At 70.3% G+C, this 21,489-nt stretch carries 14 protein-coding genes and 2 pseudogenes; 7 read left to right on the forward strand and 9 right to left on the reverse strand.

The window, feature by feature from the left end; all coding sequences use genetic code 11:
* Window positions 1-229: 229 nt before the first annotated feature.
* Window positions 230-704 (reverse strand): annotated as a pseudogene (locus ACO2Q2_RS07130) (cation transporter); the annotation flags it as partial.
* 193 nt (window positions 705-897) lie between these two features.
* Between ACO2Q2_RS07130 and ACO2Q2_RS07135 the strand changes: the two are divergent.
* Window positions 898-3,576 carry a M1 family metallopeptidase gene (locus ACO2Q2_RS07135; protein WP_423255064.1) on the forward strand — a complete coding sequence of 893 codons (2,679 nt, stop codon included), beginning with the start codon at window positions 898-900 and terminating at the stop codon, window positions 3,574-3,576.
* 509 nt (window positions 3,577-4,085) lie between these two features.
* On the opposite strand, the pseudogene ACO2Q2_RS07140 reads toward ACO2Q2_RS07135, so the two are convergent.
* Window positions 4,086-4,205, reverse strand: a pseudogene (locus ACO2Q2_RS07140) (alpha/beta hydrolase); the annotation flags it as partial.
* 37 nt (window positions 4,206-4,242) lie between these two features.
* Between ACO2Q2_RS07140 and ACO2Q2_RS07145 the strand changes: the two are divergent.
* Together ACO2Q2_RS07145 and prmC are read left to right on the forward strand one after the other, a co-directional pair.
* Window positions 4,243-8,394 (forward strand): hypothetical protein, encoded by a 4,152-nt coding sequence (locus ACO2Q2_RS07145; RefSeq protein WP_423255065.1) that lies wholly within the window; start codon window positions 4,243-4,245, stop codon window positions 8,392-8,394.
* Window positions 8,387-9,223 carry a peptide chain release factor N(5)-glutamine methyltransferase gene (gene prmC, locus ACO2Q2_RS07150; RefSeq protein ID WP_423255066.1) on the forward strand — a complete coding sequence of 279 codons (837 nt, stop codon included), beginning with the start codon at window positions 8,387-8,389 and terminating at the stop codon, window positions 9,221-9,223. The genes ACO2Q2_RS07145 and prmC overlap by 8 nt, the downstream gene beginning before the upstream one ends.
* Window positions 9,224-9,294: 71 nt before the next feature.
* Here the strand turns inward: prmC and dxs are convergent, their stop codons facing one another.
* Window positions 9,295-11,178: a 1-deoxy-D-xylulose-5-phosphate synthase gene (dxs, locus tag ACO2Q2_RS07155; protein WP_423255067.1), complete on the reverse strand. Its 1,884-nt coding sequence runs from the start codon at window positions 11,176-11,178 to the stop codon at window positions 9,295-9,297.
* 143 nt (window positions 11,179-11,321) lie between these two features.
* Between dxs and ACO2Q2_RS07160 the strand changes: the two genes are divergently transcribed.
* Window positions 11,322-11,735 (forward strand): low affinity iron permease family protein, encoded by a 414-nt coding sequence (locus ACO2Q2_RS07160; protein ID WP_423255068.1) that lies wholly within the window; start codon window positions 11,322-11,324, stop codon window positions 11,733-11,735.
* Window positions 11,736-11,737: 2 nt separating this feature from the next.
* Here ACO2Q2_RS07160 and ACO2Q2_RS07165 read toward each other — a convergent pair whose 3' ends face one another.
* Window positions 11,738-12,337 (reverse strand): HNH endonuclease, encoded by a 600-nt coding sequence (locus ACO2Q2_RS07165; protein ID WP_423255069.1) that lies wholly within the window; start codon window positions 12,335-12,337, stop codon window positions 11,738-11,740.
* Window positions 12,338-12,590: 253 nt separating this feature from the next.
* On the opposite strand from ACO2Q2_RS07165, the gene ACO2Q2_RS07170 reads away from it, so the two are divergent.
* Together ACO2Q2_RS07170 and ACO2Q2_RS07175 are read left to right on the forward strand one after the other, a co-directional pair.
* A complete protein-coding gene (locus tag ACO2Q2_RS07170; protein WP_423255070.1) occupies window positions 12,591-13,364 on the forward strand; it encodes a SapC family protein in 774 nt (257 codons plus the stop codon).
* 87 nt (window positions 13,365-13,451) lie between these two features.
* The gene (locus ACO2Q2_RS07175) at window positions 13,452-15,077 is read left to right on the forward strand and encodes an ArnT family glycosyltransferase (protein WP_423255071.1); all 1,626 of its coding nucleotides are present in this window, start codon (window positions 13,452-13,454) and stop codon (window positions 15,075-15,077) included.
* A gap of 147 nt (window positions 15,078-15,224) precedes the next feature.
* Here the strand turns inward: ACO2Q2_RS07175 and ACO2Q2_RS07180 are convergent, their stop codons facing one another.
* The 4 genes from ACO2Q2_RS07180 to ACO2Q2_RS07195 form a co-directional block, all read right to left on the reverse strand.
* Window positions 15,225-15,698, reverse strand: coding sequence for a GNAT family N-acetyltransferase (locus ACO2Q2_RS07180; protein WP_423255072.1), 474 nt, complete (start codon window positions 15,696-15,698; stop codon window positions 15,225-15,227).
* A 107-nt stretch (window positions 15,699-15,805) separates the two neighbouring features.
* Window positions 15,806-16,768: a hypothetical protein gene (locus tag ACO2Q2_RS07185; RefSeq protein WP_423255073.1), complete on the reverse strand. Its 963-nt coding sequence runs from the start codon at window positions 16,766-16,768 to the stop codon at window positions 15,806-15,808.
* 77 nt (window positions 16,769-16,845) lie between these two features.
* The gene (locus ACO2Q2_RS07190; protein WP_423255074.1) at window positions 16,846-18,963 is read right to left on the reverse strand and encodes a TonB-dependent copper receptor; all 2,118 of its coding nucleotides are present in this window, start codon (window positions 18,961-18,963) and stop codon (window positions 16,846-16,848) included.
* Between the two features lie 135 nt (window positions 18,964-19,098).
* Entirely contained in the window at window positions 19,099-19,470 is a 372-nt protein-coding gene (locus ACO2Q2_RS07195; RefSeq protein WP_423255075.1) for a DUF2946 domain-containing protein, read from the reverse strand.
* Between the two features lie 242 nt (window positions 19,471-19,712).
* On the opposite strand from ACO2Q2_RS07195, the gene ACO2Q2_RS07200 reads away from it, so the two are divergent.
* The gene (locus tag ACO2Q2_RS07200; protein WP_423255076.1) at window positions 19,713-19,880 is read left to right on the forward strand and encodes a hypothetical protein; all 168 of its coding nucleotides are present in this window, start codon (window positions 19,713-19,715) and stop codon (window positions 19,878-19,880) included.
* 872 nt (window positions 19,881-20,752) lie between these two features.
* Here ACO2Q2_RS07200 and ACO2Q2_RS07205 read toward each other — a convergent pair.
* On the reverse strand, window positions 20,753-21,489 hold a 737-nt coding region (locus tag ACO2Q2_RS07205; protein WP_423255077.1), incomplete at its 5' end, for a transposase.

The following is a 21,489-nucleotide window of genomic DNA, read 5'->3' on the forward strand; positions in this document are numbered from 1 at the left end:
CATAGCTTCAAGCTATGCATGTCGAGGATAACAATCAATTTGAACGATGCAAGCGGGACGCCTGCCTTTGCTCCCGCCACTGCCGCGGCGGGCTTCCCCCTCCCTGGCCCGACATCCCGCAACCGGGCAGCCCGCCCGATCGGCCCCGGCTCCCCCCATCCGCCCGGCACCGGGCTGCCCACCGGCGACCAGGCCCCCTTCGCCGCCGGTTTTTTTGCCGGTTTTTCGACTACTGCACGGTGACTTCCACCGTGACGTGCACCAGTTCCTCGTGCACCGACAGGTGGCGGCGCACCTCGTGCGCGGTCAGCGGCGCACTCGACACCAGCGCCAGGATGCAGGCATAGCGGCCCTTGCCCACGCGCCACACGTGCAGGTCGCTGATCGCCGCGGCGGGCAGCGCCTGCCCGACTACCTCGCGAATCTCGGCGACCACCGGTGCATCCATCTCCGCGTCCAGCAGCACGCGGCCGGACTGGCGCATCAGCCCCACCGCCCAGCGCGTCCAGCAGCAGCGCGCTGGTGTAGCCGGCAAGCACCTCGATCTTTCAGGTGCCGAAGGCGAAGCGGCGGTTGCCGGCGAGGCGGCGGGCCAGCCCGTAGGCGGTCAGCGACAGCCCCAGCGCCAGCGCGTGCGAGCTCATGTGCCAGCCATCGGCGAGCAGCGCCATCGAGTTCAGCGCATAGCCGCCGGCGATCTCCACAGGCCACCTGCGTGAACATGTGACCCCCGCGGGCGGCAGCGGGGAGGGTGAACCGGATCCCGCGCTGGCGGTGCTGCGCAGCTATCTGAAGTAGGCGTCGCCGTGGCCGGCCGCCGGCCATGCCTTCTGGCACTGGGGCGCAGGTCATGCGCCGCCTAGCGTTCCGGATTCCCTCGTTTCAGGAATCCCCGTCATGCGCCTCGCCCGCCCGCTCCTGCTCACCGCCCTGGCCACCTGCTGCGCTACCGCGCTGGCGGCCGGTGCCGATCCGGTGCCCCACGGCCGCCTGCCCGGCTGGGCCATGCCGCAGTCCTACCAGCTCGCGTTCAAGGTGGACCCGCGCCAGGCCGATTTCTCCGGTCACACGGTGATCAGCGTGAAGCTGGCGCAGGCCTCCGACCACGTGTGGCTGCACGGCAGCGATCTGAAGGTGTCGAAGGTGGTCGTGACCGACGCGGCCGGCAAGACCGGCGCCGGCAAGTACGTGGCGGTGGCACCGAAGGAGGGCGTGGCGCGCATCGACTTCGGCCGCACGCTCAAGCCGCAGACGATCAAGCTTTTCATCGACTACACCGCACCGCTCAACCAGCAGCTGCAGGGCCTGTACAAGGTCAGCCATGAAGGTCAGCCCTACGCGATGACGCAGATGGAGCCGATCAGTGCGCGCTACGCCTTCCCCGGCTTCGACGAGCCCGGCATCAAGACCCCGTTCGACCTCACGCTGACCGTACCGAAGGACGAGAACGCGGTGGCCAACACCGCGCAGATCAAGCAGGTGGACGACGGCAACGGCTGGAAGACGCTCACCTTCTCGCAGACCAGGCCGCTGCCGACCTACCTGGTGGCGTTCGGCGTGGGTCCGTGGGACATCGTCAAGGGGCCGGACATCGCGCCCGACGACTACCGCAGCACCGTGCTGCCGCTGCGCGGGGTGGCGGCCAAGGGCGAAGGCCATCGCATGCAGCACGTGCTCGGCGAGACGCCGAGCATCATCCACGCGCTGGAGGACTATTACGGCTTCGGCTACCCGTTCGACAAGCTCGACCTGCTCGCTGCGCCCGACTTCGCCGCCGGCGCGATGGAGAACCCGGGCCTGGTCACCTTCCGCGACTGGCTGCTGCTGCTCGATCCGGATTCCCCGGCGCAGTACGTGCGCGGCTCGTTCAATGTCACCGCGCACGAACTGGCGCACCAGTGGACCGGCGACACGGTGACCACCGCGTGGTGGAACGACATCTGGCTCAATGAAGCCTTCGCCACCTGGATGCAGCAGAAGGTGACGATGAAGGTGCACCCGGAATACCGCGCGGATCTGGACCGCATCCGCGGCGCGCAGGGCGCGATGAACAACGACAGCCTGGTCAGCGCGCGCAAGATCCGCCAGGAGATCACCGGCAACGGCGACATCATGACCGCGTTCGACGGCATCACCTACCAGAAGGGTGCCGCGGTGCTGGGCATGTTCGAGAACTACGTGACGCCGGCGGTGTTCCAGAAGGGCATGCGCGCCTACACCCAGGCGCACAAGTTCGGCAACGCCACCGCCGACGACCTGGTCGATTCGATCGCCCAGGCCGCCGGCATGGGCGCCGATTTCAAGGCCGCGTTCAAGAGCTTCCTCAACCAGTCCGGCGTGCCCTATGTGCAGACCCGGCTGGAGCAGAAGGACGGCCAGACCGTGCTGCACCTGAGCCAGAGCCGCTACCTGCCGGTCGGTTCCACCGGCGACAGTGCGCGCGTGTGGGGCGTGCCGGTGTGCGTGCGCTACGGCACCGCCGGCGGCAGCAAGGTCAGCTGCGAGATGCTCGACAAGGCGCAGGGCTCGATGGTGCTGGCCGGCGCCAGCACGCCGACCTGGGTGATGCCCAACGCCGGCGCGCAGGGCTACTACCGCTTCGGCATGACCAGGGCCGACCTCGCCTCGCTGGGCAAGCGGATCGGCTCGCTGGCCGACACCGAGCAGCTGGCCTATGCCGATGCGGTGGGCGCCAGCTTCCGCCACGGCGACATCGACGCCGCCGACGCGCTGGCCGCGCTCAAGCCGCTGGCAGCGTCCAAGACCAACGAGGTCGCCACCGCGCCGCTGGGCACCTTCGGCTGGATCTGGCGCAACCTCGCCAGCACCGACGCGCAGCGCGCGAAGCTGGCCGCGTGGGCGATGGACGCCTACCTGCCGCGGCTGGAGTCGCTCGGCTACCGCCGCAAGGCCGGCGAGGCCGACGGCGATTCGCTGATGCGCAGCACGCTGGCCAACTTCCTCGGCATGGACGTCAGGCTGCCGGCGGTGCGCGCCGAACTGCTCAGGCAGGGCGACGCCGCGCTCAAGCGCAAGGCCGACGGCCGCCTCGATCTCGCCGCCGCCGATCCCGACCTGCTCGGCGTGGCGCTGGGCGTGGCCGCGCAGGAGCACGGCAAGCCGGTGGTCGATGCGCTGATCGCCGAGTTGCCCAAGACCAGCGATCCGGCGCTGCGCAACGCGATCCTCGGCGGGCTGGGCAGCGTGGACGACGCCAGCCAGGTCGAGCTCATCCGCAACTTCGCGCTGAGCAAGGACGTGAAGGTGGGCGAGATGGCCGCGCTGTTCCGCGGCAGTCGCGACACCCGGGCCGAGCGCGACGGCATGTGGAAATGGTCGGTGGCGCACTACGACCGGATCCTCGCCCGCACCGGCAGCTTCGCCGGCGGCCGCCTGCCCGGCCTGATGGGCGGCGGCGGCTGCTCCAGGGCCGAGGCCGATCGCCTGCAGGCGTTCTTCAAGGATCGGGTCGACCAGGCACCGGGCGCCGCCCGCGGCCTGGCGCAGACCACCGAATCGACCCTGCTGTGCGCGGCGCTGAAGCAGAAGCAGGACGCCGCGGCGATCCTGCGCTGAAGGTGTTGGTCACGCCCGCTCTGCCATGCAGGCGGGCGTGACACCAGTTCCGGGCCACCGATCGCGCTGAGCGCAGCCTGCAGCAGCAGGCGAAATCGAAGCCGGGATAGCGATGCCTTCGAAATCTGCAATATCTCCCGACGTCATTCCCGCGAACGCGGGAATCCACCTTGCCGTCCCCCTCAAAGTTCCCAACGGATGACCGGCATCCGCCGTTGAAAAGCGCCTCCCGCTTGACCAGACATTCGTCTGTTGAGAGCCGTGGGAATGACGAACGGGGCAGTGCGGCAATCATCAGGAATTCGCTGAAGCACGCTCGGGATGGCACGCTCCTTCGCACAAGCAAAACGCCGGACGGGCAACCGTCCGGCGTTTTGCTTTTCATGCCGGGTGTGGCCAACATCGAGTCAGGGCGAACGCACCACCCGATCCTCCGCCAGTGCCGCAGCGGCCTGCGCCCCCGCGTGCTCACGGATGAACGCCAGTGTATCGTCCAGCACCGGCGCCTTGCCGCGCAGCTGGTCCGGCTTCATGCCGACGCCCTGCAGCCAGCGATCGTCGGTGGCGAGCAGGGCGCCGATGTGCGCGCCGGCCGAGTGGCCCATCACGAACAGCGCATCCGCATCGCCTACACTGCCTGCGCTCACGCTGGGGAAGGGGAAGACCATGGAACGCCGTTCACGCGCTGCGTGGCTGGGCCTCGCGCTGCTGGTATCGCTGATCGCCGCGCCGCTGCGCGCGCAGGACATTCCGTCCGCATTGCAGGACTGGAAAGGCTGGGTGCTGCACGACAGCCCCGAGCAGGCCTGTCCGCTGCTCGACAGCCCGGGCGATTCCAGTGACGCGCATCAGTGCCTCTGGCCCGGACGGCTCGCGCTGCAGGCCGACGCCAACGGCGCGCGCTTCACCCTGCAGGTGCGGCTGGATGCGCCCGGCTGGGTCGCGCTGCCCGGCGACGCGCGCGACTGGCCGCAGCAGGTGCGCGTGGACGGCCAGCCGCAGCCGGTGCTGGCGCATCGCAGGGAGCCGTCGCTGTGGCTCACCGGCGGCAGTCATCGTGTGGAGGGTGGGATGAGCTGGTCCGCGCGACCCTCGGCGCTGGCGCTGCCGCCGTCGATCGCGCTGGTCGACCTGTCGATCGACGGCGTGCCGGTGGAGCGCATCGAGCGCAACGACGACCGCCTCACCCTGGGCGAGGCCGCCGCCGCGGCGCGCGCCGCCGATGCGCTGTCGCTGCGCGTCTATCGCCGGCTCGCCGACGGTCTGCCGCCCACGCTGCAGACGCGGCTGCAGCTCAACGTCGCCGGCACCGCACGCGAGCAACTGCTGGGTCCGGCGCTGCCGGCCGGCTTCGTCGCCACGGCGCTGTCCGGCGACCTGCCGGCGCGGTTGGAGAGCGACGGCCGGCTGCGCGTGCAACTGCGGCCCGGCCAGTGGACGATCACGCTCGATGCGCGCGCCACCACGCCGCTGGCCGGCGTGACGTGGAAGCCGCCGGGCGCGCCGTGGCCGGCGCAGGAAATCTGGAGCTACGCCGACGACACCGAGCTGCGCGGCACGCGCATCGAGGGCCAGGGCGTGGATGCCAGCCGCGCCGGTGTGCCCGCCGACTGGCTCAGCTTCCCCGCCTTCGCGGTGGATGCCAGCCACGGCCTCGCCATCGCCGAAGGCAATCGCGGCGACCAGGGCGGGCAGGGCGACCAGCTGCAGCTGCAGCGCGAGCTGTGGCTGGACTTCGACGGCCGCGGTCTCAGCGCAGTCGATCGCCTCAGCGGCATGCTGCGCCACCATCAGCGGCTCGACGTGAGCGCGCCGTGGCAACTGCAGCGCGCCGGCCAGGGCGGCCAGCCGCTGCTGATCAGCCAGGGCAAGGACGGCCGCAGCGGCGTGGAACTGCGCCAGCAGGCGCTGGACCTGCGCGCCGGCCTGCGCGTGGCGCAGCATGGCGGGCAACTACCCAGCGGCGGCTGGCAGATCCCGCTGGAAGGCATCGACGCCACGTTGCACCTGCCGCCGGGCTATCGCCTGATCGGCGCGGGCGGAGCGGACCGTTCGCCGGATTCGTGGATCGCGCAGTGGACCCTGCTGGACCTGTTCGTGGTCGCGCTGATCGCCCTGCTCGCCGGCCGCGCGCTGGGCTGGCCGTGGGCCGCGCTCGCCGCCGTGTTCCTTGCGCTGGCCCAGCACGAGAACGGCGCGCCGCGCTGGACGCTGGCCGTGGCGCTGGCACTCGCGCTGCTGCTGCGCGCGCTGCCGGAGGGTCGCCTGCGCGGCGTCGCGCGCTTCGTGGCGCTGGCCGCCTTCGCGCTGGCGGCGCTGTGGACGCTGCCGTTCGCCGCCACGCAACTGCAGTACGCGCTGCACCCGCAGTTGGAGAGTGGCATCGCGCAGCGCACATCGCCGCGGGTGGTGCAGGCGCGGATGATGGAGCCGGCGCAACTGGGGATGCAGCAGCGTGGCCCGCAACTGGACAAGTCCGCCGCACCGGCACCGCCCGCGCCCCCGATGCCGCAGGCGGCGCCGCTGCCACCACCGCCCGCGGTGGACGAAGCCACCATCAACGCAGCGCCCGATCGCCCCGGCATCCTGGCCGCGGTCAGCGTGTCCGCATCCGCCATCGATGCCGCCGGCGCACCGCTGGACAGCCGCAGCGTGGTGCAGGCTGGCGCCGGCGAGCCGCAGTGGAACACCGGCAACAACTATCGGCTGAGCTGGTCCGGTCCCGTGACGGCGGATCAGTCCACCCGTCTGGTGATCGCGCCGGCGTGGCTGGTGCGCCTGCTGCGCGTGCTGATGGTGGCGCTGCTCGGTGCGCTGCTCGGACGCCTGCTGCCGCCGCTGCTCACACCGCTGCGCGGACACTGGAACGACTGGCGCCGCGGTGCGGCGAGCGCCGCCGTGCTGATGCTCGCGCTGCTCGGCCCCCATGCTGCCCATGCGCAGCAGACTCCTGCGTCGACGATCCCGGACCAGGCCATGCTCGACCGGCTGCGCACCCGTCTCACCGAGGCGCCCAAATGCGCGCCCGACTGCGCCGCGATCGCCGACGCCCAACTGCAGGCCGGCGGCGACACGCTTGATGTCGCGCTGGAAGCGCACGCCGGCGCGGACGTCGGGCTGCCGCTGCCGCAGGGCGACGACGCGCTCAGCCTGCTCGACGCGCGGCTGGACGGCCAGCCGGCCGCGCTGGTGAACCGCGATGAGGTGCCGATGCTGCGGCTGGATCGCGGCGTGCATCGCGTCACCCTGCGCTACCGCCTCGCCGCGGGCAGCGACAGCGCCAACCTGCGTTTTCCGCTGCGGCCCGGTCACGTGGGCTTCATCGGCAACGGCTGGAGCGCCAGCGGCCTGGACGACGACCGCCTGCTCGGCGACAGCCTGGCGTTGAGCCGCGCACGCGCCGCCGCCGACGGCAGCGCGCTGGCCATCACGCAGAGCCTGCCCGCCTACGTGCGGGTCACCCGCCGCTTGAGTTTCGGTGTGGACTGGATGGTGCAGACCACGGTGCAACGCCTCGCCCCACAGGACGGCGGCTTCAGCGTCAGCCTGCCGTTGCTGCCCGGCGAGCATCCGCAGGGCGACCGCGCGCTGGTGCGCGACGGCGCCATCCAGGTCAGCTTCAGCGCCAACGATCCGGTGATGATGTGGACCAGTCGTCTCGACCACGCGCCCACGCTGACGCTGAAGGCCCCACCGCTGGGCGAGCGCGCCGAGGTCTGGCAGATCGATGCCGCGCCGATGTGGCACGTCCAGGCCAGCGGCGTGCCCACCAGCACGACCTCGCACGGGCTGCGCTTCCAGCCGCTGCCCGGGGAAACGCTCACGCTGGCGCTGAGCGAGCCCAAGGCAGTAGCCGGCAGCAGCATCGCGTTCGATCGGGTGCAGGTGTCGACCGCGGCGGGCGAGCGTGCCAGCGAGACCACGCTGGTGCTCACCGCGCGCAGCACCCGCGGCGGCGAGCACGCGATCACCCTGCCTGCCGGCGCCGAACTGCTGCAGGCCCGTCGCGATGGCGAGGCGCTCAACCTCGCCGTGCGCAACGGCCAGCTCGGCCTGCCGCTGCTGCCCGGCGAGCACCGCTACGAAGTGCTGCTGCGCGAACCCCGCGGCGTGGCGATGCGCACCGTGACCTTGGCGCTGGACCTGCGCGCGCCGGTCGCCAATATCGCGCTCGACCTGCACCTGCCGCAGGATCGCTGGGTGCTGTGGACCTGGGGCCCGTCGATGGGGCCGGCGGTGCTGTACTGGTCGCAGCTGGTGCTGCTGCTGCTGGCGTCGTGGCTGCTCGCGCGCCATGCGCCGACGCCGCTGCGCTTCCATCACTGGCTGCTGCTGGGGCTGGGCTTCTCCGCGTTCGCGTGGAGTGCCTACGCGCTGGTGGTGGCGTGGCTGATCACGCTGGGGTGGCGCGCGCGCGGCGTGCGGCTGGGCGATGTCGCGTTCAACCTGGTGCAGGTCGCGCTGGCGGCGCTCACCGCGCTGGCCCTGCTGGCGCTGGTCGGCGCCGTGCCGCGCGGCCTGCTCGGCCTGCCGGACATGCACGTGGCCGGCAACGGCTCCACCGCCTGGCATCTGCGCTGGTTCGCCGACCAGAGCAGCGGCGCGCTGCCGCGCGCCGGCGTGTTCAGCGTGTCGCTGTGGGTCTACAAGCTGGCCATGCTGGCGTGGGCGCTGTGGCTGGCCAACGCGCTGATCGGCTGGCTGCGCTGGGCGTTCGGGGCCTGGAGCGAAGGCGGCTACTGGCGCAAGCGGACCGCTGCGGCAACCCCGCCGGAACTTCCTGCGGCCTCGCCGACGGATGCCACCACGCATGACTGAAGTCCGCCACGCCCTGGGCGATGCCACGCGCCGCCTCGGCGACCGCGTCGATGCCGAGGTGCTGCTGCAGCATGTGCTGCGCCGGCCGGCCAGTTGGCTGCTGGCGCACGCCGACGACGTGCTCACGCTGGCCGACGAGCGCGCCTTCGTCGAGCTGGTGCGGCGACGCCAGCTCGGCGAGCCGGTGGCCTACATCACCGGTCGGCGCGGCTTCTGGTCGCTGGAGCTGGAGGTGACCCCGGCCACGCTGATCCCGCGGCCGGAAACCGAGCGGCTGGTGGAACTGGCGCTCGATCGGCTCGCCGAGGACGCGCCGGTGCGCGTGGTCGACCTGGGCACCGGCAGCGGCGCGATCGCGCTGTCGATCGGCACCGAGCGCCCGCGCGCGAAGATCGTCGCCACCGACGCCAGCGCCGAGGCGCTGGAGGTCGCCCGACGCAACGCGCGGCGGCTGTGCATTCCCAACGTGCAGTTCGTGCTGGGCGACTGGCTCGCGCCGCTGGGCGAGGCGCGCGTCGACCTGATCGTGTCCAACCCGCCCTACATCGAGGCGGACGATCCGCACCTGGCGCAAGGCGATCTGCGCTTCGAGCCGGCCAGCGCGCTCGCTTCCGGTGCCGACGGCCTGGCCGACATCCGCCGCATCGTCGGCGATGCCCGCCAGCACCTGCTGCCCGGCGGCTGGCTGCTGTTCGAGCACGGCTGGAACCAGGGCGAGGCCTGCCGTGCGCTGCTGCAGGTGGCCGGCTACGGCGAGGTGTTCACCGCGCAGGATCTGGAAAAGCGCGATCGGGTGAGTGGCGGGCGACGTGATGGGTGGACGGGCTGATCATTCGCAGCTTGATGCAGTCCGCTCGGTTTGCCGCCCAGCTCACGGCAGCTTGGCCAGACGCTTCAGTTTCAGCCCAGGCTTGCGACGCTCAGCTGCGGGAAGCGCGCGTGGATGGCGCGGCGGATGCCGGGCAGGTCGAGGCCGGCCATGCTCAGCACTTCCTCGCGGCTGCCGTGTTCCAGATAGGCGTCCGGAAGGCCCAGATGCAGGATCGGCAAGGTGATGCCGTGCGTGGCCAGACACTCGGCCACGGCCGAGCCGGCACCTCCGGCGATGGCGTTGTCTTCCAGCGTGACGAAGGCGTCGTGGGTTTTCGCCAGTTCCACCAGCAGCGCTTCGTCGAGCGGCTTGACGAAACGCATGTTGACCAGCGTGGCGTCGAGCTCGGCGGCCACCACGGCAGCGGGGGCGAGCATGGCGCCGAAGCTGAGCAGGGCGAGCCCGCGGCCGCGGCGGCGCAGCTCGGCCCTGCCGATGGTCAGCGTGTCGAGCTCCTTGCGCAGCGGCGTGCCGGGGCCGCTGCCGCGCGGGTAGCGCACGGCGGCGGGACCGGCGTGCGCAAAGCCGGTGGAGAGCATCATGCGGCACTCGTTCTCGTCGGCCGGCGCCATGATCACCATGTTCGGCAGGCAGCGCAGGAAGCTCAGGTCGAAGCTGCCCGCGTGGGTGGCGCCGTCCGGGCCGACCACGCCGGCGCGGTCGATGGCGAAGGTGACGTCCAGGTTCTGCAGCGCCACGTCGTGGATCGCCTGGTCGTAGGCGCGCTGCAGGAAGGTGGAGTAGATCGCCACCACCGGCTTGGCGCCCTCGCAGGCCATGCCGGCGGCCAGCGTCACCGCGTGCTGCTCGGCGATCGCCACGTCGAAGTAGCGCGCCGGGTATTCCTTGGAGAAGCGCACCAGGCCCGAGCCCTCGCGCATCGCCGGGGTGATCGCCAGCAGGCGTTCGTCGGCGGCGGCCTGGTCGCACAGCCAGTCGCCGAACACGTCGGTGTAGGTCGGCCTGGCCGGCGCGCTCTTTTTGACCAGGCCGGCCTGCGGGTCGAACGGGCCGACCGCGTGGTAGTCGATCTGCGCTTCCTCGGCCGGCGCGTAGCCCTTGCCCTTGGTGGTGATCACGTGCAGCAGCTGCGGGCCGGGCAGATCCTTCACCGTGCGCAGCGCGGCGAGCAGCTGCGGCAGGTTGTGGCCGTCGATCGGGCCGGTGTAGTGGAAGCCCAGCTCCTCGAACAGCGTGGAGGGCACGAACATGCCCTTGGCGTGCTCTTCCCAGCGCTTGAAGAAGCGGCCGAACAGCGACTGCCTGGGGATCGCCTTCTTGGCGCGCTCGCGCCACACGTTGAGCGTGCGGCTGGCCATGGCGCGAGCCATCATCTTGGTCAGTGCGCCCACGTTCTCGCTGATCGACATGCCGTTGTCGTTGAATACCACCAGCATGTCCGGCTCCACGTCGCCGCCGTGGTTGAGCGCCTCGAACGCCATGCCGGCGGTCATCGCGCCGTCGCCGATCACCGCCACCACCTTGCGCATGTCGCCGCGGCGCTGGTTGGCGATCGCCATGCCCAGTGCGGCCGAGATCGAGGTGGACGAGTGGCCCACGCCGAAGGTGTCGTACTCGCTTTCCTCGCGACGCGGGAACGGTGCCAGGCCGTCCTTCTTCTTGATGGTGGTGATGCGCTCGCGGCGGCCGGTAAGGATCTTGTGCGGGTAGCACTGGTGGCCCACGTCCCACACCAGGCGGTCGTGCGGCGTGTCGAACACGCGGTGCAGCGCCACGGTGAGCTCCACCACGCCCAGCCCCGCGCCGAAGTGGCCGCCGGAACTGGCCACCGCCTCGATCAGGTACTGGCGCAGCTCGTCGGCCACGGCGGGAAGCTGCTCGTCGGGAACGCGGCGCAGGTCGGCCGGCGTCTCGATCGGCGCCAAGTGGGGGTAACGGGAGAGGTCGATCATTCGTGTATTGTTGGCCCAGCGGCAGGGCGGGGCAAGGGTGGTGCGGCGTCCTGAACGGGGCGGCGTTCGTTCAGCCAGACTGCACGTACGGGCGACAGATCTCTCGCCACGCTCGCCCACCACGACATTCGCAAGGACCACGCATGAGTTCATCGTCCCTGTTCCGCCACTTCGCCGCGGCCACCTCCACCGCCGCCGGCAAGCCCGCCACCTTCCTTATTGCCGTGTTGATCGTGGTGGTGTGGGCGGCGACCGGCCCGCTGTTCGGCTTCGGCAACACCTGGCAGCTGGTGATCAACACCGGTACCACCATCATCACGTTCCTGATGGTGTTTCTGATCCAGAACACCCAGAACCGCGATTCGGCCGCCGTGCAGATCAAGCTGGACGAACTGATCCGCTCCAGTCACGCGCACAACGCCCTGTTGGCGCTGGAGGAACTGGACGACGCTACGCTGGAACGCATCCGCAAGCACTACTGGCGGCTGGCGGAGAAGGGGCGCAGCGAATTGGAGAACGTGGAGCAGGCCCTTGGCGACGAGGACAACGACGCCTGAGGTCAGGCGTGCGCGGCGCGACGGTCGCGCGGCAGGTGGTTGACCAGGAACTCCATCTGGTCGGCCAGGATGTTGCGGTTGGACAGGATCAGGTGCTCCACCCAACTGGGCCGGTACGGCACCGCCAGCAGCGGCATGTGCGCCTGCTGCGGGGTGCGGTTGGCCTTGCGCAGGTTGCAGGCCAGACAGGCGCTGACCACGTTCTCCCACTCGTCGCGGCCACCCTTGGACACCGGCTGCACGTGATCGCGGGTCAGCTCGCCGCGGTTGTAGTGGTTGCCGCAGTACAGGCACAGGTGGCGGTCGCGCGCGAACAGGGCGGTGTTGGTGAGCGCGGGTGCCGGATCGAGCGCATGATCGCGGCAGTGGCCGGTGCTGGCGATGATCGGGTGCAGCTCCAGCATGCTCTGCTCGCCGCGAGCGCGGTTCATGCCGCCGTGCACGGTGAGGCAGGGCTCGCCCAGCGTCCAGGCGACCGCGTCGCGCACGTACAGGCAGGCGGCGTCCTGCCAGCTGATCCAGTCGAGGATCCGGCCGCTGGCGTCCAGCGAGAGCACCCGGGTGGAACGCAGATCCGCCCGGAGCGGCACTTCCATCAGCATGCAGTCCATCCTTCGGTCGGGGCCTGGGGAAACGCAGCGCGATGCAACAGTGGTGATTGCGCCCGAGCATAGCCCAACTGTATTGCGATTCGCATGCAAAACCCTGCCGCGGCAAATACATAGGCGGCGCCGGCGACGGTTCGCGGCGGGCCGGGCCGCTGCTATAGTGGGCGTTCGTCTTGAGACCCGGGCCGGGTTTGGGAGGGGGAGCCAACGGTGGCAACCCCGGCGCGGCTGGGCAGAGGTAAGTAACGTGGCTGAAGTCTTTTTCTACGAGCGTCCCGTGCCGCTCAACCGTACCGCCCACAAGGATCTGCGCCTGAAGGCCGTGCCGAGCCTGAAGTTCGCGGCCAACGTGCATTCCGTGCCGCTGACCGGCGTGGAGTTTCCCGCCGCCGCACGCGACATGCCGATCCTGTTCGCCGGCGCCGACATCAAGGAGGCCGGCCCGATGGCCCTGCTCGGCCTGCGCCAGAACGAGAACCTGTTCGTCGACGCCGACGGCCAGTGGGTGGCCAATACCTACGTGCCGGCCTTCATCCGCCGCTATCCGTTCATCCTCGCCGAGAAGCCGGCCGACCAGGAAGGCGGCGACGACTTCACCGTGTTCCTGGACGAAGCCTACGAAGGCTTCAACCAGACCGAGGGCGAGCGCCTGTTCCAGGACGACGGTACCGACGCCGAGATGCTGACCAATGCGGTCAACTTCCTCGGTGAGTTCCAGCAGCACGTGGCGCGCACCCACTGGTTCATGGACCAGCTGCGCCAGCACGACCTGCTGGAGCCGCGCAACATCCGGCTGGAAAAGGACGGCAAGTCGATCAACCTCAACGGCCTGTTCGTGGTCAGCGAGGAAAAGCTGCGCCAGCTCGACGAGAAGGTGGCCCACGAGTTCCTCAAGGAAGGCGTGCTCGGCTGGATCTACGCCCACCTGCTGTCGCTGGCCAACATCGACCGCGTGTCGCTGCGCCTGAACGAGCGTGAGCAGACCGAGGTCGGGACCACCGGCAGCACCGCGGTCAACTGATCGCGTGATCGCGCGGCAGCCAAACATGGCAAAAATGGCTTAGCCTAAGCTCGATGTTCAACGCAAGCGGTCTGTGCGGGAGATCGCATGGAACGACGTTCCATTACACGCGCCCTGCTCTGGTCGGGAGTGGCGGTGGCCCTGCTGCTTCCGGCGCTCGTGCTGCCGCCCGTGCCGATCGACGAGACGCGCTATCTGGCGGTGGCCTGGAACATGCATCTGCGGGGCGACTGGCTGGTGCCCTGGCTGGACGGCGCGCCTTATCCAGACAAGCCGCCGCTTTTGTTCTGGCTGGTCAACCTGGCATGGAACATCACGGGCGTGCACGCCTGGTCCGCGCGCGCGCTGGAAGTGCTGCTGGGTCTGACGACCCTGCCTCTGCTGCGTCGCCTGGCCCTCGCGCTGGGCGCCGACGCGGCGGCCGCCGGCTTGGCGGTCTGGCTCTGGCTGGGCTGCCTGGGCTTCGCCGGATTCGCCGGCGCGCTGATGTTCGACATGCTGCTGTGCGCCTGCACCCTGCTGGCCTGGCTCGGCACGGCCTGGCTCGTGCGCGGCCGCACCGTTCCCGGCGTGGGTTTGCTCGGGCTGGGACTGGGGCTGGGCATCCTCGCCAAGGGGCCGGTCAGCCTGCTGGTCGGCGGCCTCCCGGCGTTGCTGGCGCCGTGGTGGGCGTCGGCATCGCGCGGCTCGCCCGGGCGGCACTATCTGGCAACGGTGGCGGCACTGGCCGGCGCGGCGCTTCTGGCGCTGGCCTGGGCGATCCCGGCGGCACGGCGCGGCGGGCCGGCCTACGCCGACGCCATCTTCCTCACGCAGACCGTCGGCCGCGTCGTCGAGAGCTTCGCGCACGACCGCGGGCCGGCCTGGTACCTGCCGATCGTGCCCTTGCTGCTGCTGCCCTGGACGGTCGGCCTGGCAGCCTGTCGGACTTTGCTCGGCCGGGCTGCGAATCCGCCTGGGCGAGGTAGTCGGCGCCCCGCGCCCGCCGACGGCAGGCTCGATCGCTTCGCGCTGGCCGCGAGCGTGCCGGCGTTCCTCGCCTTCTGCCTGATCAGTGGCAAGCAGCCACACTACCTGCTGCCGCTGCTGCCGGCGCTGGCGCCCGCCGCTGCGGTGAGGCTGACGGACGGACGTTGGCGGGTGGTCGGCTGGCGCGTGGGCTTGCTGCTGGTGGTGATCGCGCTGGCGTCCCTGCTGGCGCTGCTGCGGCTCTCGACGCAGGCGCCCGCATGGACCTATGCCTGTCTGGCCGGCGCCATCTTGCCTGGTGTGGTGCTGTTGATGCGCGGGGCGCAGCCGGTGGGCGTGCCCGAGGCCGCAGTGGCCATGCTGCTGGTGGTGGCGCTGGCCAAGCTGGCGCTGGTGCAGGGCCTGGGTCCGAGCTATTCGGTCGAGCGGGCGGCAACACGCATTGCCGCCGCGCAGCAGGCCGGCATCCCGCTGCTGCAGGCCGGCCGGCAGAACGGCCTGTACACCTTCGCCGGGCGCCTCACCGCGGCGATCCCCACGGCGGAGGACGCCGCGCAGGTCGCCGCCTGGGCCAGGGCGCATCCGGATGGCTGGGTGATCAGCAATTACCGGGATTTGGACTACCCGGCGCCGCCGCTCTATCGGCAGCCGTTCATGGGACGCCATCTGACGATCTGGCGCGCCCGCGACATTGCCGGCCCGGCGCCGGTCGTGCGCAAGGCGCCATCGGCTCACCCAAGCTAGCTGGCGATCATCGGCCTCGCCGGCGAGTGGACACCACGCGGTCTTGTGCCGCGAGGCGCGCGAGGCAGCTCGTCCACGGGCGTGGCGCGGCGCTGTTCGTTTTTCCCATGCGCAGCGCGCTTCGTTCGCGTGGTGGAAGCGAGGCGGTCAGCGCAGCGGCTTGGCCAGGCGCAGCAGGTCGACGTCGTAGCCGCTGGATGCGTAAAGCGCGCGTGCCCGCTCGTTGCCGGGAAACACCGCCAGCGTCATCAGCGCGCAGTGGTGTTCGCGTGCCCAGTCCTCTGCGTGCGCCAGCAGCGCGCGACCCACGCCCTGGCCTTCGTGGCCCGGCACCACCGCCAGGTCGGAGATGTGGCAGTTGGTGCGGCCGTTGAAGAAATCCTGGGTCTTCTGCAGATGCATGAAGCCCATCGGCACGCCGCCCTCGTCCTCGGCCACGAACAGGAAGCTGTTTGGCGGCTGGTCGTCCAGATGGCGCACCAGATCGGCACGAATGCCCTCGATGCACTCGTGGCGCTTGCGCCAGGGCGGCAGCGGAAAGTCGACGAAGCGGGGCACCAGGCCGAGGATGAAGTCGTCGTCGTCCTCGGCGAGGCGGATCAGGAAGGGGTGATCGCTCATGAGCCTTGAGTCGTTGCGGAGCCGGCTCCAAGGTTTACACCGCGGGCCGGCGACGCGAAAGCCCCGCATCGCCGGGCGGCAGGCTTGCGCCATGGAGACAGCCGCCTTTACAGCCGGTACTGCACGCCGGCCGACCACAGCCGGCCCGGCTCGATCTGGATGCCGTTGACGTGCTCGTGGACCGGCAGCTGCAGGAACACGAACGCGTCCAGCCGGCGACCCAGCTTCAGCCCGAGCCCCGGGCTGAGGTAGGCCAGCGTGGCGCCGCTGTTGGCGCGGTCGGCGAATGCGCCGCTCTCGCGCTGCTCGCCGTGCAGGTTGAGCTGCAGCTGCGGCGTGACGATGCCGGCATCGAGGTAGCGCAGGCCGACATTCACATTGAGCGAGTTGCCGGGGCGGAAGCCGTCGCGCGCATTCAGTGCCGCCTGCGCCATCGCCTGGACGAAGTAGCCCACCGACTCGCCGAAGTAGCCGAACTTGTACACGCCCAGCAGCGCGTCGGTGGTGCCGGTGCCGCGCTGCAGGCCGCGGTCGAGCAGCTCGCCCGCGGCGGTGCCGGCGCTGAAGGACTGCTTGAACGTGCCGGTGGCCAGCTTCACGCCGAACTGCAGGCCCAGGCTCGCGTCCGGGCGGAAGCCCTGATAGCGGACCAGCACGCGCACGTCGCCGAGGCCCCGTCCGTCCGACGACGACAGCGTGGTTTCGCCTTCCGGCCACGTCTCGTGGTAACGGCTGAACCACGGCAGCTGCAACGACAGCCCCCAGGCGCGATTGAAGCTGTAGTCGATGCCCAGCAGGGTGTTGCGGTTGACCGTCTTGCGCTGCAGTTCTTCATCGCTGGGCAGGGCGATGCTGCCCACGGCGATGCGGTGTGATCCTTCGATCAGCCGCGACTGGTTGAAGTAGTCCTCGCGCAGGCTCAGGTGAAATCCGCGGGACGTGGCATAGCCCTGGCTCGCCCAGTCGGAATTGAGCGAGCAGCCGCAGGTGGAGCAGGCGCCGGCAAGGCCCGGCAGGATGGCCAGCGTCACGATGGCCGTGGAAACAAGGGTGCGGGACGGGCGAAGCATGGCGATTCCTCGATGGATGCGGGCACGCTACGTCTTGCAGCGTGCCCGGGTCCTGATGTCGATCAGACCGATCTCGATCAGAGATGGATGGCGAGCTTGAGCCAGCCTGTGCGGCCGGGTTCGTTCACGCGCACCGTGTTGACGTAGCCGGCCAGGCCCTGCGGCGCCGCGTTGAGGTGCTCGGCGTAGGTCCTGTCCAGCAGGTTGTCGATGCCTGCGCTCAGCGTGAGGTGCTGGCCGAGCCGGTAGCTGCCGTTGAGCGAGAGCACGCCGAAGCCGGCGCTGGGGCCGAGATCCTGGCCGACGATGTTGCCTTCGCCCACCGCCACCCGGCGCTGCGCCGCCGCCAGTCGCCACAGTCCGCCGACCGACCAGTCATCGCGCGCGTAGGTGAGGCCGAAGCGCGCTTCCAGCGGCGGCATCTGCGGCAGCGGCCGGTGCTCGGTGCGGTTCTCGCCCCAGGCGGTGCTGAGCGTGGCGTCGCCGCTCCAGTGCGCGTCGAAGGCGTAGTTCACGCCCGCTTCCCCGCCGGCGATGCGCGCGCGCACGTTGCTGGCGGTGCCGCTGCCCATTGCACTCATCGGGTAGTGCATCAGGATGAAGTCCCGCACCACACCGGCGTAGCCGGAGACCCAGGCTTTCAGGCGCGCATCGCGATACTGCACGCCGATATCGAGCTGGGTGGTTTTCTCCGGAGCGAGTCGGCGAAAGCCCGGCAGCGACACGTCCACGTGCTGGCCGAACAGTTCCCAGTAGTCGGGGAAGCGCTCGACGTGGCCGAGGCCGGCATAGAAGGTGGTCGGCGACGCGGCGAAGTCACGCTCGTAGCGCACGAAACCGGCGGGCAGGGTGGAGGAGCGGTCGGCATCCACGGTGACTGCGGCCATGCCGCTCGTGCCGCCGGACATGCTGCCCATGCCCGCGCTGCGGGCCGCCGTCGACAGGTCGTAGCCGCGCGCCTGGGCACGGTCCAGCCGCGCGCCGGTGATCAGGCGCTGGCGCGGCGCGAGGGCCCAGCGCAGTTCGCCGAATGCGCCCAGATCCGCCATGCGTGCATCGCGATGGCGCGGCAGCTGGCGGTAGTCGTGCATGCTGCCCGGCGCTCCGCCGAGGCGTGCGGTGTGCACGTTGGCCGAGCCGTCCAGTCCCGCCACCAGTTCCAACTCGTCCCAGCGCCAGGTGCCGGCGATGCGACCACCGTTGGTGCGGCGAGCCACGTCGGAAGCCATCGCCATCGGCATCATGCTGGCCGGGTCAGGGTCGCGCAGCGTGTAGTTGTCCATCACGTGGTCGGCGTAGTTCGTGTACGCCTGCACTTCGAGCTCGTCCCAGTGCGTGGTGAGGTGCTGCTGGGTCCACTTCAGCGCCGCGCTTTCGCGCAGGAACTGGGAGCCGTCCATGCCGCTGAAGGCGTAGGCCGCCTGGCCGTTGCCCTTGCCGACGGAAAGCTCCAGCCGGCTGTCATCGGTGGGCGTCCAGCCCAGCGTGGTGTCCACGTTCCAGCGGTCGTAGCGCGAGTGCACGCGGTGGCCGTCGCCGTCCTCGTAGTCCTGCGAGTGGGTGTGGTTGGCGCTCACGCCGAGATAGCCCGACGGCGCGCCGGCGCGCAGGTCCAGGTTCTGGTCGTTGCGGCCCCACGAGCCGCCGAGCACGCTGGCGTCGACGCGGTAGCCGGGCTCGGCATAGCGGCTGAAGCCGCGATCGAAGCGCACCACGCCGGCCGAATTGCCGGGGCCGTAGATCACCGTTTCCGGACCCTTGATCACGGTGACGCGGTCATAGAGTTCCGGCGCGATGTAGGCGGTCGGCGGGTCCATGCGCGAGGGGCAGCCGCCGCCGATCAGGCCGCCGTTAGTCTGGATGCCGAGTCGCGAGCCGCTCATGCCGCGCAGCACCGGATCGCCGTTGCTGCCGCCTTTGCGGATGGTGGAGAAGCCGGGGATGCTCTTGAGCAGGTCGGCGCCGTCGCTGGCCGGCACCGGCTGGCGCGGCGCCTTGGGGTCGGTGACGACGGTGAGTGGGCTGTCCTGCATCGGCGCGGTGACCACCACCGGGGCCATCTGTTGAGCAGGCACGGCATCGGCGGCGAGTGCCGGGCCGACGAGCGCAGTGGCGATCAGCGCGCCCAGCGGGCGCAGGCGATGAAGAGAGTGCAGACGCGCGGACGCGCGCCCGGCTAGCGATGCATGAGTCATGGAAATCCTGGAGTCGGCAGCGTGCGGATGCCGGGCGCAGGCCCGGTCCGCCGGACGGTCACGAGAGGGCTGGCGTGCTGTGCCCGCTGGCCCGCGCAGGCGGTCAGCGGCGATCAGTCGCCGGCGGTGCGTGGCTCAGACGTGCGCGACTGCCAGTGGTGGCCCGCGCGGCGCGGCGGCCAGCAGGACGATGCTGCTTCGCGCCGGCGGCTCGGGCATCGCCAGCCACAGGCCGGACAGCGACGGCCCGGCCGACAGGAGTGGCGGTGAATCGGGCAGGATCGAGTGGCCGGACAACAGCCCGCAGTAGCCGCACTTCTCCAGCAGGTGACCGGCCGGCGGCGACGGCGTGCCGTCATCGTGATGCGGACCGCACCAGCCGATGCTCACCAGCGCGTCCAGCGGGCCGGCCAGCGTCTGCGACACCACGGGCGCCACGATCGTCAGCCACAGGGCGACGATGGCAAGCCAGGCGACGAAACGTCGTGGTGGGCGGCGAGACAACAAGGGGGAGTCCTGAGGGCAGTGCGTGCAGCGGGCGGCATCATCCCACGCCGCCATGCGCACCGCGCTGCGACACGGCGCCGCGAGTGGCGGCCTCCGGCGCGGCGCCGTCACTGACGGCGATCACGTACAGCCGCCGTCGGCCCGCGCCGGCGTTCGCGTTCGCTCCGATGCGTTATCAAACCGCGTCGCCGCACGATGCGGCGATCGCCGCTTGCGGCGCCGTGATCCACAGGGAGTTACCCATGTCGCAAAACCTGCTCTCGCTCACCCTCGCCGACGACACCCTCGCCAGCATCGACAGCGCGCTGGACAGTCTGGAAGCCGCCTTCGTCAACCTCATCGCGCTCTCCGCTCGCTTCGGCAGCCGCCGTCGCAGCACCACGCCGGCCCCCGCCACCCCCGAGGCGTAAGCCACCCGCCCCGGCGCGTGCAACGCGCGCCGGGTTCTCCGCGGCAGCGTCCGCACGCCCTGCGCCAAAGCTGCCGCTTTTTTGATCAACCCCGCCGCTGCAACCGCGGCGGTCTCCGCCCCGGGCGCCGCGGCCCCGGCGCCAAGCCCGAGCACCGTCGCTCCCAGCCGCAAGCGCGGCACTCCGCGCGCTGGCCACGCCGCTTTTTGACGCGGCGACTGGCGAAAAAAGCGCCAGCGTCGTCGCCTTGCAGGGCAATCGCTCCGCCAACAGCCTCAACAGTGCCGCCTGCGGCGGCGTCGCTGCGGTGATGGCCGGCACGCGGTGGCGATAAAAGTGGCGGCGGTGTCCCCGCCGACGGCAGGGACGTCGCCATAGCGGTGAAGTCCTAGTCCCGCGCGCCCGTATTCCCACGAGCGTGCTGGGGACAAGTGGGGCTGTCGGACATCCAGCGGATCGCGACGCGATTCAAAGTTGAGTTGGCCAGCATCGCTACCGCAATGAGCTTCGATAAAGGCGAATTGTCTGAGGCTGGTCGCAGGCAGAGTGCTCGCGATGGCGAGAGATACCTCATTTCTCGGGGCTGAGTCCAACGGCGATCTGCACTTCGTCAAGCATCTCGCAGGACATTCGCCTGATTCCGTGACCACCTCACCATGCCCGTGCCGGCTTACGGACGTCTATACGTCCGTGCCGCGCATAGTGCTTCGCTGTGGTGATTTCGCGGGGCGAAACGCCGCATGAGGGGGTCAACAAGGCGGCCCTTGCCGCCGGATGGCGCGTTTCGATGCCGGGTTTTCGCCGAGGGCGCAGGCGTTGCCCTCGCGAGGGGTCGCGCGATCGGAGGCTGGCGTTGTTCGAGCGGTGTGCGGCTAGGCCGGGACGGCATCGATCGTGGGCGGCTCGGTGCGTGTCCAGTCTTCATACAACGCGCGCCATACGACCAGCGCCGGGCAGTGCTGGCCGAAGTTCAGCGCGATGCGACGCGCATGGACGGCCAGCTGCGCGGCCACGCGCATCATTTCCTGCATGACGGTTTTCAGTCGGCGCCGCTTGGCCGGGTGGCGCAGGGGCGTGGCTTTGTTCAGCAGGGCTTGCTGGCCGATCAGGCGCAGGATGTTGTAGGCCACGGCGGCGAGGCTCAGCACCAAGGTGTTGGTGTCGAACTTGCCGCTGGGCAGGCGCTCCAGATCGAGGTCGGTCTTGAACTCGCTGTGGAACTGTTCGTGGGTGCCATGGGCTTCGTACAGCGCGATGATGGCGTCGGCCGACAGATCGAGCGTGGTTTCCCAGCCGTCGATGGTGACCTCCGGGAACAGCAGGGCCGTGCCATCGGCCTTGCGGGTGCGCTCGGTCAGGCGCAGCACGCGGCGCAAGGCGACCTTGCGGTCGTCCTCCAGCGTGATGACGCGCCCGTCGGTCACCCAGGTGGTGGTGCGCTTGCCCTCGCGCGGCGTGTCCCATGCGGTGTCGGTGTCGGCACGTTTGGCGGCGGCGCAGCCTTCGACGTCGAAACGGCGCGGGTTCCACTTGCCGAGCACATCCATGCGACCGGCCCCGTGCGTCAGTGCGGTGCGGAACATCGACTCGCTGTCGAAACCGGAGTCCC

The organism is Dyella sp. KRB-257, assembly GCF_049445995.1.
Classification (GTDB): domain Bacteria; phylum Pseudomonadota; class Gammaproteobacteria; order Xanthomonadales; family Rhodanobacteraceae; genus Dyella_A.

What these genes read in the sequence shown, in the direction of transcription:
- ACO2Q2_RS07200 (WP_423255076.1), top strand. Translation starts at nt 19,713, where the DNA reads ATGTCGCAAAACCTGCTCTCGCTCACCCTCGCCGACGACACCCTCGCC.
- ACO2Q2_RS07165 (WP_423255069.1), bottom strand. Translation starts at nt 12,337, where the DNA reads ATGCTGATGGAAGTGCCGCTCCGGGCGGATCTGCGTTCCACCCGGGTG.
- ACO2Q2_RS07135 (WP_423255064.1), top strand. Translation starts at nt 898, where the DNA reads ATGCGCCTCGCCCGCCCGCTCCTGCTCACCGCCCTGGCCACCTGCTGC.
- ACO2Q2_RS07190 (WP_423255074.1), bottom strand. Translation starts at nt 18,963, where the DNA reads ATGACTCATGCATCGCTAGCCGGGCGCGCGTCCGCGCGTCTGCACTCT.
- ACO2Q2_RS07160 (WP_423255068.1), top strand. Translation starts at nt 11,322, where the DNA reads ATGAGTTCATCGTCCCTGTTCCGCCACTTCGCCGCGGCCACCTCCACC.
- ACO2Q2_RS07180 (WP_423255072.1), bottom strand. Translation starts at nt 15,698, where the DNA reads ATGAGCGATCACCCCTTCCTGATCCGCCTCGCCGAGGACGACGACGAC.
- dxs (WP_423255067.1), bottom strand. Translation starts at nt 11,178, where the DNA reads ATGATCGACCTCTCCCGTTACCCCCACTTGGCGCCGATCGAGACGCCG.
- ACO2Q2_RS07185 (WP_423255073.1), bottom strand. Translation starts at nt 16,768, where the DNA reads ATGCTTCGCCCGTCCCGCACCCTTGTTTCCACGGCCATCGTGACGCTG.
- prmC (WP_423255066.1), top strand. Translation starts at nt 8,387, where the DNA reads ATGACTGAAGTCCGCCACGCCCTGGGCGATGCCACGCGCCGCCTCGGC.
- ACO2Q2_RS07175 (WP_423255071.1), top strand. Translation starts at nt 13,452, where the DNA reads ATGGAACGACGTTCCATTACACGCGCCCTGCTCTGGTCGGGAGTGGCG.
- ACO2Q2_RS07145 (WP_423255065.1), top strand. Translation starts at nt 4,243, where the DNA reads ATGGAACGCCGTTCACGCGCTGCGTGGCTGGGCCTCGCGCTGCTGGTA.